This is a genomic window from Bacillus sp. FSL L8-0152, assembly GCF_038006365.1.
GTDB lineage: Bacteria > Bacillota > Bacilli > Bacillales > Bacillaceae_G > Bacillus_A > Bacillus_A cereus.
Genome location: NZ_JBBOVB010000001.1, coordinates 302,501 through 318,328 on the forward strand (window position 1 = coordinate 302,501; position 15,828 = coordinate 318,328).

The window sequence follows — 15,828 nt, forward strand, 5'->3', positions numbered from 1 at the left end:
ACCCGAAGTCGGTGGGGTAACCTTTTTGGAGCCAGCCGCCTAAGGTGGGACAGATGATTGGGGTGAAGTCGTAACAAGGTAGCCGTATCGGAAGGTGCGGCTGGATCACCTCCTTTCTATGGAGAATTGATGAACGCTGTTCATCAATATAAGTTTCCGTGTTTCGTTTTGTTCAGTTTTGAGAGAACTATCTCTCATATATAAATGTATGTTCTTTGAAAACTAGATAACAGTGTAGCTCATATTTTTTAATTTTTAGTTTGGTTAAGTTAGAAAGGGCGCACGGTGGATGCCTTGACACTAGGAGTCGATGAAGGACGGGACTAACGCCGATATGCTTCGGGGAGCTGTAAGTAAGCTTTGATCCGAAGATTTCCGAATGGGGAAACCCACTATACGTAATGGTATGGTATCCTTACCTGAATACATAGGGTATGGAAGACAGACCCAGGGAACTGAAACATCTAAGTACCTGGAGGAAGAGAAAGCAAATGCGATTTCCTGAGTAGCGGCGAGCGAAACGGAACATAGCCCAAACCAAGAGGCTTGCCTCTTGGGGTTGTAGGACATTCTATACGGAGTTACAAAGGAACGAGGTAGACGAAGCGACCTGGAAAGGTCCGTCGTAGAGGGTAACAACCCCGTAGTCGAAACTTCGTTCTCTCTTGAATGTATCCTGAGTACGGCGGAACACGTGAAATTCCGTCGGAATCTGGGAGGACCATCTCCCAAGGCTAAATACTCCCTAGTGATCGATAGTGAACCAGTACCGTGAGGGAAAGGTGAAAAGCACCCCGGAAGGGGAGTGAAAGAGATCCTGAAACCGTGTGCCTACAAATAGTCAGAGCCCGTTAATGGGTGATGGCGTGCCTTTTGTAGAATGAACCGGCGAGTTACGATCCCGTGCAAGGTTAAGCTGAAGAGGCGGAGCCGCAGCGAAAGCGAGTCTGAATAGGGCGTTTAGTACGTGGTCGTAGACCCGAAACCAGGTGATCTACCCATGTCCAGGGTGAAGTTCAGGTAACACTGAATGGAGGCCCGAACCCACGCACGTTGAAAAGTGCGGGGATGAGGTGTGGGTAGCGGAGAAATTCCAATCGAACCTGGAGATAGCTGGTTCTCCCCGAAATAGCTTTAGGGCTAGCCTTAAGTGTAAGAGTCTTGGAGGTAGAGCACTGATTGAACTAGGGGTCCTCATCGGATTACCGAATTCAGTCAAACTCCGAATGCCAATGACTTATCCTTAGGAGTCAGACTGCGAGTGATAAGATCCGTAGTCAAGAGGGAAACAGCCCAGATCGCCAGCTAAGGTCCCAAAGTGTGTATTAAGTGGAAAAGGATGTGGAGTTGCTTAGACAACTAGGATGTTGGCTTAGAAGCAGCCACCATTTAAAGAGTGCGTAATAGCTCACTAGTCGAGTGACTCTGCGCCGAAAATGTACCGGGGCTAAATACACCACCGAAGCTGCGAATTGATACCAATGGTATCAGTGGTAGGGGAGCGTTCTAAGTGCAGTGAAGTCAGACCGGAAGGACTGGTGGAGCGCTTAGAAGTGAGAATGCCGGTATGAGTAGCGAAAGACGGGTGAGAATCCCGTCCACCGAATGCCTAAGGTTTCCTGAGGAAGGCTCGTCCGCTCAGGGTTAGTCAGGACCTAAGCCGAGGCCGACAGGCGTAGGCGATGGACAACAGGTTGATATTCCTGTACCACCTCTTTATCGTTTGAGCAATGGAGGGACGCAGAAGGATAGAAGAAGCGTGCGATTGGTTGTGCACGTCCAAGCAGTTAGGCTGATAAGTAGGCAAATCCGCTTATCGTGAAGGCTGAGCTGTGATGGGGAAGCTCCTTATGGAGCGAAGTCTTTGATTCCCCGCTGCCAAGAAAAGCTTCTAGCGAGATAAAAGGTGCCTGTACCGCAAACCGACACAGGTAGGCGAGGAGAGAATCCTAAGGTGTGCGAGAGAACTCTGGTTAAGGAACTCGGCAAAATGACCCCGTAACTTCGGGAGAAGGGGTGCTTTCTTAACGGAAAGCCGCAGTGAATAGGCCCAAGCGACTGTTTAGCAAAAACACAGCTCTCTGCGAAGCCGTAAGGCGAAGTATAGGGGGTGACACCTGCCCGGTGCTGGAAGGTTAAGGAGAGGGGTTAGCGTAAGCGAAGCTCTGAACTGAAGCCCCAGTAAACGGCGGCCGTAACTATAACGGTCCTAAGGTAGCGAAATTCCTTGTCGGGTAAGTTCCGACCCGCACGAAAGGTGTAACGATTTGGGCACTGTCTCAACCAGAGACTCGGTGAAATTATAGTACCTGTGAAGATGCAGGTTACCCGCGACAGGACGGAAAGACCCCGTGGAGCTTTACTGTAGCCTGATATTGAATTTTGGTACAGTTTGTACAGGATAGGCGGGAGCCATTGAAACCGGAGCGCTAGCTTCGGTGGAGGCGCTGGTGGGATACCGCCCTGACTGTATTGAAATTCTAACCTACGGGTCTTATCGACCCGGGAGACAGTGTCAGGTGGGCAGTTTGACTGGGGCGGTCGCCTCCTAAAGTGTAACGGAGGCGCCCAAAGGTTCCCTCAGAATGGTTGGAAATCATTCGTAGAGTGCAAAGGCATAAGGGAGCTTGACTGCGAGACCTACAAGTCGAGCAGGGACGAAAGTCGGGCTTAGTGATCCGGTGGTTCCGCATGGAAGGGCCATCGCTCAACGGATAAAAGCTACCCCGGGGATAACAGGCTTATCTCCCCCAAGAGTCCACATCGACGGGGAGGTTTGGCACCTCGATGTCGGCTCATCGCATCCTGGGGCTGTAGTCGGTCCCAAGGGTTGGGCTGTTCGCCCATTAAAGCGGTACGCGAGCTGGGTTCAGAACGTCGTGAGACAGTTCGGTCCCTATCCGTCGTGGGCGTAGGAAATTTGAGAGGAGCTGTCCTTAGTACGAGAGGACCGGGATGGACGCACCGCTGGTGTACCAGTTGTTCTGCCAAGGGCATAGCTGGGTAGCTATGTGCGGAAGGGATAAGTGCTGAAAGCATCTAAGCATGAAGCCCCCCTCAAGATGAGATTTCCCATAGCGTAAGCTAGTAAGATCCCTGAAAGATGATCAGGTTGATAGGTTCGAGGTGGAAGCATGGTGACATGTGGAGCTGACGAATACTAATAGATCGAGGACTTAACCATATAATATGTAGCAATGTTATCTAGTTTTGAAGGAATATGCCTTCATAGTTTGGTGATGATGGCAGAGAGGTCACACCCGTTCCCATACCGAACACGGAAGTTAAGCTCTCTAGCGCCGATGGTAGTTGGGACCTTGTCCCTGTGAGAGTAGGACGTCGCCAAGCAAAAACCTAAGTCGTTTCGACTTAGGTTTTTTTGTGTTTATTTTTATTTACCGGATGTTATAATCCATAAATTTAAAAACGCTAAAGACGAAAAAAGAATGAAATAGAGACTGTTTAAAATAATAGCAATGATTTTTTGTGTTTCTGATTTTCCTAATGCCGCTAAAGTAATACTTAAAATAGGACACATTATTTCTATCATAAGTATATATTTTAAATAATGAGATGCTATAAATAAGTATTCAATAATTACAACAATTACTGCGATAGAAAAAATAAATAGGATAATAGCGTAGTTCTTTCTTTCATGTTTATCCTCCTTAGAAATTAAATCGTTATAATAAAAGTTCTATTGATGTGTAGAATACAAGATTGTACATATTGTGATTTAAAACATACTGAAGTACTATATAAACGATTATAAGTAAATAGATCTCTAGAAATATATATTCTAATTCCCTTTTCTTCTTGCATATAGTTGCAATTCTTGTTTTGAATATAACTAAAACACGAACGTTATTGACTACTAATAAAAAAACATTCGATTATTTATTGACATCGTTTATGAAATATTGTTAATATAGCCATAGAAACAATAATATAAGACCTCATATAATCGCGGGGATATGGCCTGCAAGTCTCTACCTAACGACCGTTATTCGTTAGACTATGAGGGAAAGTCACTCGGTATTTTTCTATTCACAAGGGATACGTATGCCTGAGTAGAGCGCTTTCTCTCATAGTAAAAGAGAAACTGTTCTATTTCAGGCTTTTTTTATTTGAATCGGGGGGATTCTAATATGAAATCACTAGTTGGAGTCATAATGGGAAGTACATCAGACTGGGAAACAATGAAATATGCTTGTGACATTTTAGATGAATTAAATATACCGTATGAGAAAAAAGTTGTATCCGCTCATCGGACTCCGGATTATATGTTTGAATATGCAGAGACGGCTCGTGAACGTGGATTGAAAGTTATTATTGCTGGAGCTGGTGGAGCAGCACATTTACCAGGAATGGTTGCAGCGAAGACAAATCTTCCTGTAATTGGAGTTCCAGTTCAATCAAAAGCATTAAACGGCTTAGATTCATTATTATCCATCGTCCAAATGCCAGGAGGTGTTCCAGTTGCAACTGTTGCAATTGGTAAAGCCGGTTCAACGAATGCTGGATTACTTGCTGCACAAATACTTGGATCATTCCATGATGATATACATGATGCATTAGAATTGAGACGAGAAGCGATTGAAAAAGATGTGCGTGAAGGTAGTGAGCTAGTATGAAGAGAATCATTTTACCTGGAAAAACAATCGGCATTATTGGAGGCGGCCAGCTAGGAAGAATGATGGCATTGGCAGCCAAGGAGATGGGATATAAAATTGCTGTTTTAGATCCTACAAAGCATTCACCATGTGCACAAGTTGCTGATATTGAAATTGTTGCACCGTATGACGATTTAAAGGCAATTCAGCATTTAGCAGAGATAAGTGATGTTGTCACATATGAATTTGAGAATATTGATTATAGATGTTTACAATGGCTTGAAAAACATGCTTACTTGCCACAAGGTAGTCAGTTGTTAAATAAAACGCAAAATCGTTTTACAGAAAAGAATGCAATTGAGAAGGCTGGGTTACCAGTAGCAACGTATAGATTAGTTCAAAATCAAGATCAGCTTACAGAAGCAATTGCTGAGTTATCATTCCCTTCCGTCTTAAAAACGACGACAGGTGGATATGATGGGAAAGGGCAAGTTGTTTTAAGAAGTGAGGCTGATGTTGAGACAGCAAGAGATCTTGTGGATAAAGCAGAGTGTATTTTAGAGAAATGGGTGCCTTTTGAAAAAGAAATATCCGTTATTGTGATTCGTAGTGTAAGTGGTGAAACGAAAGTATTTCCGGTAGCGGAAAATATTCATGTAAATAACATTTTGCATGAATCTATCGTTCCAGCTCGTATTACAGAAGAGCTTTCTCACAAAGCAATTGCTTATGCAAAGGTACTTGCGGATGAATTAAAACTTGTGGGAACACTAGCTGTAGAGATGTTTGCTACAGCTAATGGTGAGATTTACATTAATGAATTAGCACCAAGACCTCACAATTCAGGACACTATACACAGGATGCATGTGAAACGAGCCAATTTGGTCAACATATTCGAGCAATCTGTAATTTACCTCTAGGAGAAACAAATTTGTTAAAACCAGTTGTCATGGTAAACATTTTAGGCGAACATATAGAAGGGGTCCTAAGACAAGTGAATAGATTAACCGGGTGCTATTTACACTTGTATGGAAAAGAAGAAGCAAAAGCACAGCGAAAAATGGGGCATGTTAATATTTTAAATGATAATATTGAAGTCGCTCTAGAAAAAGCGAAGAGTTTGCATATTTGGGACCATCAAGAACAACTGTTGGAGGGAAAAAGATGATTAGTCGTTATACACGCCCTGAAATGGGTGCGATTTGGACGGAAGAGAACAAATTTAAAGCGTGGTTAGAAGTTGAGATTTTAGCTTGTGAAGCATGGGCTGAGCTTGGCGATATTCCAAAAGAAGATGTTAAAAAAATTCGTGAACATGCATCATTTGATATTGATCGTATTTATGAAATTGAAAAAGAAACACGTCATGACGTAGTTGCATTCACTCGTGCTGTATCAGAAACGCCAGCACTAGGCGAAGAACGTAAATGGGTTCATTACGGTTTAACATCTACAGATGTAGTAGATACAGCATTATCTTACATCTTAAAACAAGCGAATGAAATTATATTAAAAGACTTAGAGAACTTTGTAAGCATTTTAGCTAACAAAGCGAAAGAGCATAAATACACAATCATGATGGGAAGAACACACGGTGTTCATGCAGAACCAACAACATTCGGTTTAAAACTTGGTCTTTGGTATGAAGAGATGAAACGTAACGTAGAGCGTTTCAAACAAGCTGCTGATACAGTTCGTGTTGGTAAACTATCTGGTGCGGTTGGTACATATGCAAATATCGATCCATTCGTAGAAAAATATGTTTGTGAAAATCTAGGATTAGAAGCAGCACCAATTTCAACACAAACATTGCAACGTGATCGTCACGCACACTACATGTCAACACTTGCATTAATCGCAACATCTATCGAAAAGATGGCAGTTGAGATTCGTGGCTTACAAAAGAGTGAAACACGTGAAGTTGAAGAAGCTTTCGCAAAAGGCCAAAAAGGTTCTTCTGCAATGCCACATAAGCGTAATCCAATTGGATCTGAAAATATGACTGGTTTAGCTCGTGTTATCCGCGGTTATATGATGACAGCTTATGAGAATGTTCCATTGTGGCATGAGCGTGACATTTCTCACTCTTCAGCAGAACGCGTAATTTTACCAGATGCTACAATCGCATTAAATTACATGTTAAATCGCTTTGGTAATATCGTTAAAAACTTAACTGTATACCCAGAGAATATGAAACGCAATATGACAAGAACATACGGCTTAATTTATTCTCAGCGCGTAATGCTTACACTAATCGACAAAGGTATGGTACGTGAAGAAGCTTATGATATCGTACAGCCTAAAGCGATGGAAGCTTGGGAAACACAAGTACAATTTAAAGAGCTTGTAGAAGCTGATGAGCGTATTACAAGTAAGTTAACACAAGAAGAAATTAATGAATGCTTCAACTATGAGCATCATATGCAACACGTTGATACAATCTTTGAACGCCTTGGATTAAACGAAGCGTAAAATTTCATATGGCACAGAATAGAGTCATTCTGTGCCATTCTTTATAAAAAAATTATTCACATTTTTCAAACTACAGGGGGCTTGCGAAATGCAAAAGCTAGAATTGCTGTATGAAGGTAAGGCAAAAAGAATTTATCGTACAGAATCAGCAGATATGGTTTGGGTAGAGTACAAAGATAGTGCGACTGCTTTCAATGGGGAGAAAAAAGAGACGATTACAGGAAAAGGTCGTTTGAACAATGAGATTACAACTTTATTGTTCAGAAAGTTACAAGAAGTAGGAATTAAAACACATTTTGTTGAGAAGTTATCTGAAACAGAACAACTTGTTAAAAAAGTGAGTATTATTCCTTTAGAAGTTGTCACAAGAAATGTAATTGCAGGAAGTCTTTCAAAACGATTAGGAATGGAAGAGGGAACTGTACTTGCAGAACCAATCGTAGAATTTTACTTCAAAGATGATAATTTAGGAGATCCGCTTGTAACGGAAGATCATATTCGTGTATTAAACGTTGCATCGCCAGAGCAAGTAAGCGTATTACGAGATATGGCTCTACAAATCAATCAAGTGTTGATTGATCATTTCGCAAGCTGTCGTGTAAGATTAGTAGATTTCAAATTAGAGTTTGGTGTAACGGAAGAGGGAGAAATCATATTAGCGGATGAAATTTCACCAGATACTTGCCGTTTATGGGATGAAACGAGCAATGAGAAGTTTGATAAAGACGTATTCCGTCGCGATCTTGGAAATTTAACAGATGCTTATGAAGAGATTTTAAAACGTTTAGGGGGAATTTCACATGTATAAAGTTAAGGTATATGTAACATTAAGAGAAAGCGTATTAGATCCACAAGGAACAGCGGTAAAAGGAGCTCTTCATAGTCTTTCATTCACAGAAGTACAAGACGTTCGAATCGGAAAGTACATGGAACTAACAATTGATAAATCTGTATCTGACTTAGATAGCAAGGTAAAAGAAATGTGTGAAAAACTATTAGCGAACGTTGTAATGGAAGACTTCCGTTATGAAGTTGAGGAGGTTGTCGCACAGTGAAATTTGCCGTAATAGTATTTCCAGGTTCGAACTGTGATGTCGATATGTTCCATGCAATTAAAGATGAGCTTGGCGAAGAAGTAGATTACGTTTGGCACGATACAGAGAATTTAGATGAATATGATGCAATTTTACTACCAGGTGGATTCTCTTACGGTGACTACTTACGCTGCGGTGCTATTTCTCGCTTTGCTAATGCAATGAAAGCAGTACAAAAAGCTGCTGAGCAAGGAAAGCCGATTTTAGGTGTATGTAATGGATTCCAGATTCTTGTTGAATCAGGATTACTACCAGGAGCATTAATGAGAAACGAAAACTTAAAATTTATGTGTCGTACTGTTCAGTTGCGTGTTGAAAATAATGAAACGATGTTTACATCACAATATGAAAAAAATGAAGTAATCAATATTCCAATCGCTCATGGTGAGGGGAATTACTATTGTGACGAAGAGACTCTTAAACAATTAGAAGAGAATAATCAAATCGCATTCCGTTACGTAGAAAATCCTAACGGTAGCGTTTCAGATATTGCTGGTATTGTAAACGAAAAAGGAAATGTACTTGGTATGATGCCACATCCAGAGCGTGCTGTAGATGAATTACTTGGCGGTGCTGAAGGGTTAAAAGTCTTTCAATCTATCTTAAAACAGTGGAGGGAAACATATGTCGTTAATGCTTGAACCAAATCCAACACAAATTAAAGAAGAGCGTATATATGCGGAAATGGGGCTAACAGACGAAGAGTTTGCCATGGTTGAAAAGATTTTAGGTCGTCTGCCAAATTATACAGAAACAGGATTGTTCTCTGTAATGTGGTCTGAACATTGTAGTTATAAAAATTCAAAACCAGTTCTTCGTAAGTTTCCAACGACAGGTGAGCGCGTTCTGCAAGGACCTGGAGAAGGCGCTGGAATTGTAGATATCGGTGATAATCAAGCAGTTGTATTTAAAATGGAAAGTCATAACCATCCTTCAGCTATTGAACCATATCAAGGAGCAGCAACAGGTGTTGGTGGTATTATTCGTGACGTATTCTCTATGGGAGCACGTCCGGTAGCTCTATTAAACTCACTTCGTTTCGGTGAATTACAGTCACCACGTGTGAAATATTTATTCGAAGAAGTAGTAGCAGGAATTGCAGGATACGGTAACTGCATCGGTATTCCGACTGTTGGCGGCGAAGTACAATTTGATCCATGTTACGAAGGAAATCCACTTGTAAATGCAATGTGCGTAGGTTTGATTAACCACGAAGACATTAAAAAAGGGCAAGCGCACGGTGCTGGTAACACAGTAATGTACGTAGGAGCATCAACTGGTCGTGACGGTATTCACGGTGCAACATTCGCGTCGGAAGAACTATCTGAAAGCTCAGAAGCGAAACGTCCAGCGGTTCAAGTAGGGGATCCATTTATGGAAAAACTTCTTATTGAAGCGTGTTTAGAATTAATTCAATCTGATGCACTTGTTGGAATTCAAGATATGGGTGCGGCTGGTTTAACATCATCATCTGCAGAAATGGCAAGTAAAGCAGGAATGGGTATTGAAATGTACTTAGATGATGTACCACAACGTGAAACAGGAATGACACCATATGAAATGATGCTGTCTGAATCACAAGAGCGTATGTTAATTGTTGTGAAAAAAGGTAGAGAACAAGAAATAGTAGATTTATTTGAGAAGTATGGTCTCGCAGCGGTTACGATGGGGAAAGTAACGGAAGATAAAATGCTTCGTTTATTCCATAAAGGTGAAAAGGTAGCTGAAGTTCCAGCAGATGCTTTAGCAGAAGAAGCACCAATTTATCATAAACCATCAAAAGAAGCAGCATACTTTGCTGAATTCCAAGCAATGAAAATGGAAACGCCAAAAGTAGAAAATTATAAAGAAGCGTTATTCGCTCTATTACAGCAACCAACAATTGCAAGTAAAGAGTGGGTATACGATCAATACGATTATCAAGTTCGTACAAGCACAGTGGTTACACCAGGTTCAGATGCAGCAGTTGTACGTGTACGCGGTACAGAAAAAGGATTAGCAATGACGACAGATTGTAATTCTCGCTACATTTATCTAGATCCAGAAATGGGCGGTAAAATTGCAGTAGCAGAGGCAGCGCGTAATATTGTATGCTCTGGCGGTGAGCCACTTGCAATTACAGATTGCTTAAACTTCGGTAACCCAGAAAAACCAGAAATCTTCTGGCAAATTGAGAAATCAGTAGACGGTATGAGTGAAGCTTGTCGCACATTACAAACACCAGTTATCGGCGGAAACGTATCGATGTATAACGAACGTAGTGGCGAAGCTGTATATCCAACACCAACTGTTGGGATGGTCGGACTTGTACATGACTTAAAACATGTAACAACACAAGAGTTTAAGCAAGCTGGTGATTTAGTTTATATAATCGGTGAGACGAAAGCTGAGTTTGGCGGAAGTGAATTACAGAAAATGATTCACGGAAAAATTTTCGGTCAATCACCAAGTATCGATCTAGATGTAGAATTAAAACGCCAAAAACAAGTATTAGAAGCAATTCAAGCTGGTCTTGTTCAATCTGCACATGATGTTGCTGAGGGTGGTTTAGCAGTTGCAATTTCAGAAAGTGCAATTGGTGCTAACGGCTTAGGTGCTACTGTGAAATTAGATGGAGAAGCAACAGCAGCATTATTCGCTGAATCACAGTCTCGCTTCGTGATAACTGTAAAACGTGAAAATAAAGAGGCGTTTGAGAAAGCGGTAGAAGCAATCCAAGTTGGAGAAGTAACAAGTACAAATGAAGTAACAATTCATAATGAAGAAAATGAAGTATTACTTACAGCAAATGTAGATGAAATGAGAAAGGCTTGGAAAGGGGCAATCCCATGCTTGCTGAAATAAAGGGGTTAAACGAAGAATGTGGCGTTTTCGGAATTTGGGGGCATGAAAATGCAGCACAAGTTTCATACTACGGATTGCACAGTTTACAGCACCGTGGGCAAGAAGGCGCAGGCATTGTCGTAAATAATGGGGAAAAAATCGTCGGTCACAAGGGGTTAGGTTTAATATCAGAAGTGTTTTCAAGAGGTGAGTTAGAAGGATTAAATGGAAAATCAGCAATCGGACATGTACGATATGCAACAGCTGGTGGAAGTGAAGTTGCTAACGTTCAACCATTGTTGTTCCGTTTTTCCGATCATAGTATGGCGTTAGCTCATAACGGAAATTTAATTAACGCAAAAATGCTTCGTCGTGAATTAGAAGCAGAGGGAAGTATTTTTCAAACTAGTTCAGATACAGAAGTACTTTTACATCTTATTAAACGTAGTACGAAAGACTCTTTAATTGAAAGTGTAAAAGAGGCTCTAAATAAAGTGAAAGGTGCTTTTGCGTATCTTTTACTAACTGGAAATGAAATGATCGTTGCGTTAGATCCAAATGGATTCCGTCCGCTTTCAATTGGAAAGATGGGGGATGCTTACGTTGTAGCATCTGAAACATGTGCTTTTGATGTAGTAGGTGCAACATACATTCGCGATGTAGAACCTGGTGAATTACTTATCATTAATGATGAAGGAATTCACGTAGATCGTTTCACAAACGATGTAGAACATGCGATTTGTAGTATGGAATATATTTACTTTGCACGACCAGATTCTAATATTGCTGGTGTTAACGTTCATGCAGCGCGTAAAAATATGGGAAAACGTTTAGCAGCGGAAGCTCCTATTGAAGCGGATGTTGTTACTGGTGTACCAGACTCTAGTATCTCAGCTGCGATTGGCTATGCGGAGGCAACAGGCATTCCGTATGAATTAGGATTAATTAAAAATCGTTACGTTGGACGTACTTTTATCCAGCCTTCTCAAGAACTGCGTGAGCAAGGGGTTAAGATGAAGCTTTCCGCAGTAAGAGGTGTGGTTGAGGGGAAACGAGTTGTTATGATTGATGACTCTATCGTAAGAGGAACGACAAGTAAACGAATTGTTCGTATGCTTCGTGAGGCTGGAGCGACAGAAGTTCATGTAAGAATTGCTTCACCACCTCTGAAATATCCATGTTTCTATGGCATTGATATTCAAACGAGAAAAGAATTAATTGCAGCAAATAATACAGTAGAAGAAATCCGCGAAATGATCGGAGCAGATTCTTTAACATTTTTAAGCGAAGATGGATTAGTAGATGCAATTGGACGTCCATATGAAGGGAAATATGGCGGCCTATGCATGGCTTACTTTAATGGGGACTATCCAACAGCTCTTTATGATTATGAGCAAGAGCTTTTAGAAAGTATGAAATAAGAAAAGTGAAAAAAGCTTCTACTTCTTTTGCTGTAGAAGCTAGCTTTTTTCTTAAAACGGCCCGCCCTGGATGGGGAGAAATTAAAAGACGAGGTGTAAATAACGATGGCGAATGCATATAAGCAAGCAGGAGTAGATATTGAAGCTGGATATGAAGCGGTATCTCGCATGAAAAAACACGTACAAACAACTATGAGAAAAGAAGTACTAGGCGGTTTAGGCGGTTTTGGAGGTATGTTTGATCTATCAAAATTTGCATTAGAAGAACCTGTATTAGTATCTGGAACAGATGGCGTGGGAACAAAATTGATGCTCGCTTTTATGGCAGATAAACATGACACAATTGGTATTGATGCAGTAGCAATGTGTGTAAATGATATTGTTGTCCAAGGAGCAGAGCCGCTTTTCTTCCTTGATTATATTGCTTGTGGTAAAGCTGAACCTAGTAAAATTGAAAACATCGTCAAAGGTATATCAGAGGGCTGTCGCCAAGCTGGTTGTGCATTAATCGGTGGAGAAACAGCTGAAATGCCAGGAATGTATTCTACGGAAGAATATGATTTAGCTGGTTTTACAGTTGGGATTGTTGATAAAAAGAAAATTGTAACAGGTGAAAAGATTGAAGCTGGTCACGTGCTAATTGGCTTAGCATCTAGCGGTATTCATAGCAATGGTTACTCTTTAGTACGAAAAGTGTTACTAGAAGATGGAGAACTATCTTTAGAGCGTATTTATGGACGCTTAGAACTACCTCTTGGTGAAGAATTATTAAAACCAACGAAAATTTATGTCAAACCTATTTTAGAACTATTGAAGAAGCATGAAGTATACGGTATGGCGCATATTACAGGGGGCGGATTTATTGAAAATATCCCACGTATGTTGCCAGAAGGAATTGGTGCTGAGATTGAACTAGGATCTTGGAAAATTCAGCCGATCTTCCATTTACTTCAAGAAGTTGGGAAACTGGAAGAGAAAGAAATGTTCAATATTTTTAACATGGGTATTGGTATGGTAGTAGCAGTGAAGGAAGAAGATGCAAAAGATGTTGTCCGTCTTCTTGAAGAGCAAGGAGAAACGGCTCGTATTATTGGACGTACTGTACAAGGAGCTGGCGTTACTTTTAATGGGGGCAAAGCACTATGAGTAGATTAGCAGTTTTTGCTTCTGGAAGTGGATCTAACTTTCAATCTCTCGTTAATGCGGTAGAAGAAAAAAGATTGGATGCAGAAATTAGTTTATTAGTATGTGATAAACCAGAAGCACGTGCTGTTGGGCGAGCGCATTATCATCATATTCCGTGTTTCGCTTTTTCAGCGAAAGCATATGAGTCTAAAGAAGCGTTTGAAAAAGAGATATTAAAGAAGCTAGAAGAATATGAAATTGATTATATTATTTTAGCTGGATATATGCGTTTAATCGGGCCGACGTTACTAGAAGCATACGGCGGAAAGATTATTAATATTCATCCATCATTACTACCGAGCTTTCCGGGTAAAGATGCTGTCGGTCAAGCGTTAGAAGCAGGTGTGAAAGTAACTGGAGTAACAATTCATTATGTAGATGCAGGTATGGATACAGGGCCAATTATTGCGCAAGAAGCAGTGGTTGTTTCTGAAGGGGATACGAGAGAAAGCTTACAAAAGAAAATTCAGCAAGTTGAACATAAATTATACGTAAATACAGTGAATCAAATTGTTCAGTCTGTGAAAGAAGCAACTGTTAACTAACATACAACCAGGGGTGAAGGATAAATGAAAAAGCGTGCATTAGTAAGTGTTTCAGATAAAACAGGAGTAGTAGAATTTGTTAAAGGGTTACTAGAGCAAGGGATTGAAGTTATTTCAACAGGTGGTACGAAAAAGTTACTAGAAGAAAACGGCTTACAAGTAATTGGTATTTCTGAAGTAACTGGTTTCCCTGAAATTATGGATGGTCGTGTGAAAACTTTACATCCAAATATTCATGGTGGTCTATTAGCAGTTCGTGATAATGAAACACATGTAGCGCAAATGAATGAATTAGGTATTCAAGCAATTGATTTTGTTGTTGTTAACTTATACCCATTTAAAGAAACAATCGCTAAGCCTGATGTAACATTTGCTGATGCAATTGAAAATATTGATATCGGTGGCCCGACAATGATTCGCTCTGCTGCGAAAAATCATAAATTCGTATCTGTAATTGTAGATCCAGTAGATTATGATATTGTGTTAGCAGAACTGAAAGAGAACGGTGAAGTAGCAGAGGAAACGAAACGTAAACTAGCAGCGAAAGTATTCCGTCATACAGCAGCGTATGATGCGTTAATTTCTAACTACTTAACAGAGCAAATGGGTGAAGAAAGTCCAGAAACATTAACTGTGACATTTGAGAAAAAGCAAGACTTACGTTATGGCGAGAACCCACATCAAAAAGCAACTTTCTATAAAGCGCCATTCGCAGCAACTTCTTCTGTTGCATACGCAGAACAATTACACGGTAAAGAATTATCGTATAACAATATTAATGATGCAGACGCAGCGCTTAGCATCGTAAAAGAATTTACAGAACCAGCAGTAGTAGCAGTAAAACATATGAATCCATGTGGTGTTGGAGTAGGAACTAATATTCACGAAGCATATACTCGTGCTTATGAAGCAGATCCAGTATCAATCTTCGGCGGTATTATTGCAGCAAATCGTGAAATTGATAAAGCTACAGCAGAAAAGTTACATGAAATTTTCTTAGAAATTGTTATCGCACCTTCGTTCTCGCAAGAAGCTTTAGAAGTGTTGCAAAGTAAGAAGAACTTACGTTTATTAACTATAAATATTGAAAAAGCGACAAGTGCAAGCAAAAAACTAACTTCTGTACAAGGTGGACTTCTCGTTCAAGAGGAAGATACGTTATCATTAGATGAAAGTACAATTTCAATTCCAACGAAACGTGAACCTTCAGAGCAAGAATGGAAAGATTTAAAACTAGCTTGGAAAGTTGTAAAACATGTGAAATCAAATGCAATTGTTTTAGCGAAAGATGACATGACAATTGGTGTCGGTGCGGGACAGATGAACCGTGTAGGTTCTGCAAAAATCGCGATTACACAAGCTGGTGAAAAAGCACAAGGTAGCGCGCTTGCATCTGATGCTTTCTTCCCAATGCCAGATACATTAGAAGAAGCAGCAAAAGCGGGAATTACAGCAATCATTCAACCAGGCGGATCAATCCGTGATGAAGATTCTATTAAAGTGGCAGATACGTATGGGATTGCTATGGTGTTCACTGGCGTACGTCATTTCAAACACTAATAGAGGATGTTTAAAAAGTCCGGTCAAGATAACCTTCGCATGTCGTCGTTGCATCGCCAGTGCGGTACTCATGTAGGAAAGCTACACTCCGTGTCCTCCTGGCAAATGCGCCTA

At 40.6% G+C, this 15,828-nt stretch carries 11 protein-coding genes, 3 rRNA genes, 1 pseudogene and 1 riboswitch (1 of these 16 running past the window's edge); of the genes and pseudogenes, 14 read left to right on the plus strand and 1 reads right to left on the minus strand.

Annotation, left to right across the window (positions count from 1 at the left end):
- The 3 genes from MHH27_RS01660 to rrf all read left to right on the plus strand — a co-directional run.
- Positions 1 to 116, plus strand: a 16S ribosomal RNA gene (locus MHH27_RS01660); it begins 1,436 nt to the left of the window's first position.
- 146 nt (positions 117 to 262) lie between these two features.
- Positions 263 to 3,184, plus strand: a 23S ribosomal RNA gene (locus MHH27_RS01665).
- A gap of 48 nt (positions 3,185 to 3,232) precedes the next feature.
- Positions 3,233 to 3,348 (plus strand): 5S ribosomal RNA (gene rrf / locus MHH27_RS01670).
- Together the 16S, 23S and 5S rRNA genes form the textbook arrangement of a ribosomal RNA operon.
- A 43-nt stretch (positions 3,349 to 3,391) precedes the next feature.
- On the opposite strand, the pseudogene MHH27_RS01675 reads toward rrf, so the two are convergent.
- Positions 3,392 to 3,657: pseudogene (locus MHH27_RS01675) on the minus strand (hypothetical protein).
- Between the two features lie 279 nt (positions 3,658 to 3,936).
- Positions 3,937 to 4,038, plus strand: a riboswitch (purine riboswitch).
- A 110-nt stretch (positions 4,039 to 4,148) separates the two neighbouring features.
- Here MHH27_RS01675 and purE point away from each other — a divergent pair.
- The 11 genes from purE to purH all read left to right on the plus strand — a co-directional run bounded on the left by purE (position 4,149) and on the right by purH (position 15,714).
- Positions 4,149 to 4,634, plus strand: coding sequence for a 5-(carboxyamino)imidazole ribonucleotide mutase (purE, locus tag MHH27_RS01680; RefSeq protein ID WP_000839367.1), 486 nt, complete (start codon positions 4,149 to 4,151; stop codon positions 4,632 to 4,634).
- On the plus strand, positions 4,631 to 5,782 hold the full coding sequence (gene purK, locus MHH27_RS01685; RefSeq protein ID WP_098251200.1) for a 5-(carboxyamino)imidazole ribonucleotide synthase: 1,152 nt from the start codon (positions 4,631 to 4,633) through the stop codon (positions 5,780 to 5,782). The genes purE and purK overlap by 4 nt, the downstream gene beginning before the upstream one ends.
- The gene (purB, locus tag MHH27_RS01690) at positions 5,779 to 7,086 is read left to right on the plus strand and encodes an adenylosuccinate lyase (protein WP_000625682.1); all 1,308 of its coding nucleotides are present in this window, start codon (positions 5,779 to 5,781) and stop codon (positions 7,084 to 7,086) included. Before purK ends, purB begins: the two co-directional genes overlap by 4 nt.
- Positions 7,087 to 7,174: 88 nt before the next feature.
- The gene (gene purC, locus MHH27_RS01695) at positions 7,175 to 7,894 is read left to right on the plus strand and encodes a phosphoribosylaminoimidazolesuccinocarboxamide synthase (protein WP_001170549.1); all 720 of its coding nucleotides are present in this window, start codon (positions 7,175 to 7,177) and stop codon (positions 7,892 to 7,894) included.
- Positions 7,887 to 8,141, plus strand: coding sequence for a phosphoribosylformylglycinamidine synthase subunit PurS (purS, locus tag MHH27_RS01700; protein ID WP_000278823.1), 255 nt, complete (start codon positions 7,887 to 7,889; stop codon positions 8,139 to 8,141). Before purC ends, purS begins: the two co-directional genes overlap by 8 nt.
- Positions 8,138 to 8,821, plus strand: coding sequence for a phosphoribosylformylglycinamidine synthase subunit PurQ (gene purQ / locus MHH27_RS01705; RefSeq protein ID WP_000666784.1), 684 nt, complete (start codon positions 8,138 to 8,140; stop codon positions 8,819 to 8,821). Before purS ends, purQ begins: the two co-directional genes overlap by 4 nt.
- Positions 8,805 to 11,024, plus strand: coding sequence for a phosphoribosylformylglycinamidine synthase II (gene purL, locus MHH27_RS01710; protein ID WP_000055560.1), 2,220 nt, complete (start codon positions 8,805 to 8,807; stop codon positions 11,022 to 11,024). The genes purQ and purL overlap by 17 nt, the downstream gene beginning before the upstream one ends.
- Positions 11,009 to 12,424, plus strand: coding sequence for an amidophosphoribosyltransferase (gene purF, locus MHH27_RS01715; RefSeq protein WP_000879026.1), 1,416 nt, complete (start codon positions 11,009 to 11,011; stop codon positions 12,422 to 12,424). The genes purL and purF overlap by 16 nt, the downstream gene beginning before the upstream one ends.
- Positions 12,425 to 12,529: 105 nt before the next feature.
- A complete protein-coding gene (purM, locus tag MHH27_RS01720) occupies positions 12,530 to 13,570 on the plus strand; it encodes a phosphoribosylformylglycinamidine cyclo-ligase (protein WP_001262442.1) in 1,041 nt (346 codons plus the stop codon).
- Positions 13,567 to 14,154, plus strand: a complete 588-nt coding sequence (gene purN, locus MHH27_RS01725) for a phosphoribosylglycinamide formyltransferase (protein ID WP_000088577.1) — start codon at positions 13,567 to 13,569, stop codon at positions 14,152 to 14,154. Before purM ends, purN begins: the two co-directional genes overlap by 4 nt.
- A 24-nt stretch (positions 14,155 to 14,178) precedes the next feature.
- Complete coding sequence (purH, locus tag MHH27_RS01730) at positions 14,179 to 15,714, plus strand: bifunctional phosphoribosylaminoimidazolecarboxamide formyltransferase/IMP cyclohydrolase (RefSeq protein ID WP_000745406.1); 1,536 nt, start codon at positions 14,179 to 14,181, stop codon at positions 15,712 to 15,714.
- The last annotated feature ends 114 nt before the right edge of the window (positions 15,715 to 15,828 follow it).

Excerpts from the sequence above, each read along its gene's own strand:
- purE (WP_000839367.1), top strand. The coding sequence starts at position 4,149 with ATGAAATCACTAGTTGGAGTCATAATGGGAAGTACATCAGACTGGGAA.
- purK (WP_098251200.1), top strand. The coding sequence starts at position 4,631 with ATGAAGAGAATCATTTTACCTGGAAAAACAATCGGCATTATTGGAGGC.
- purB (WP_000625682.1), top strand. The coding sequence starts at position 5,779 with ATGATTAGTCGTTATACACGCCCTGAAATGGGTGCGATTTGGACGGAA.
- purC (WP_001170549.1), top strand. The coding sequence starts at position 7,175 with ATGCAAAAGCTAGAATTGCTGTATGAAGGTAAGGCAAAAAGAATTTAT.
- purS (WP_000278823.1), top strand. The coding sequence starts at position 7,887 with ATGTATAAAGTTAAGGTATATGTAACATTAAGAGAAAGCGTATTAGAT.
- purL (WP_000055560.1), top strand. The coding sequence starts at position 8,805 with ATGTCGTTAATGCTTGAACCAAATCCAACACAAATTAAAGAAGAGCGT.
- purF (WP_000879026.1), top strand. The coding sequence starts at position 11,009 with ATGCTTGCTGAAATAAAGGGGTTAAACGAAGAATGTGGCGTTTTCGGA.
- purM (WP_001262442.1), top strand. The coding sequence starts at position 12,530 with ATGGCGAATGCATATAAGCAAGCAGGAGTAGATATTGAAGCTGGATAT.
- purN (WP_000088577.1), top strand. The coding sequence starts at position 13,567 with ATGAGTAGATTAGCAGTTTTTGCTTCTGGAAGTGGATCTAACTTTCAA.
- purH (WP_000745406.1), top strand. The coding sequence starts at position 14,179 with ATGAAAAAGCGTGCATTAGTAAGTGTTTCAGATAAAACAGGAGTAGTA.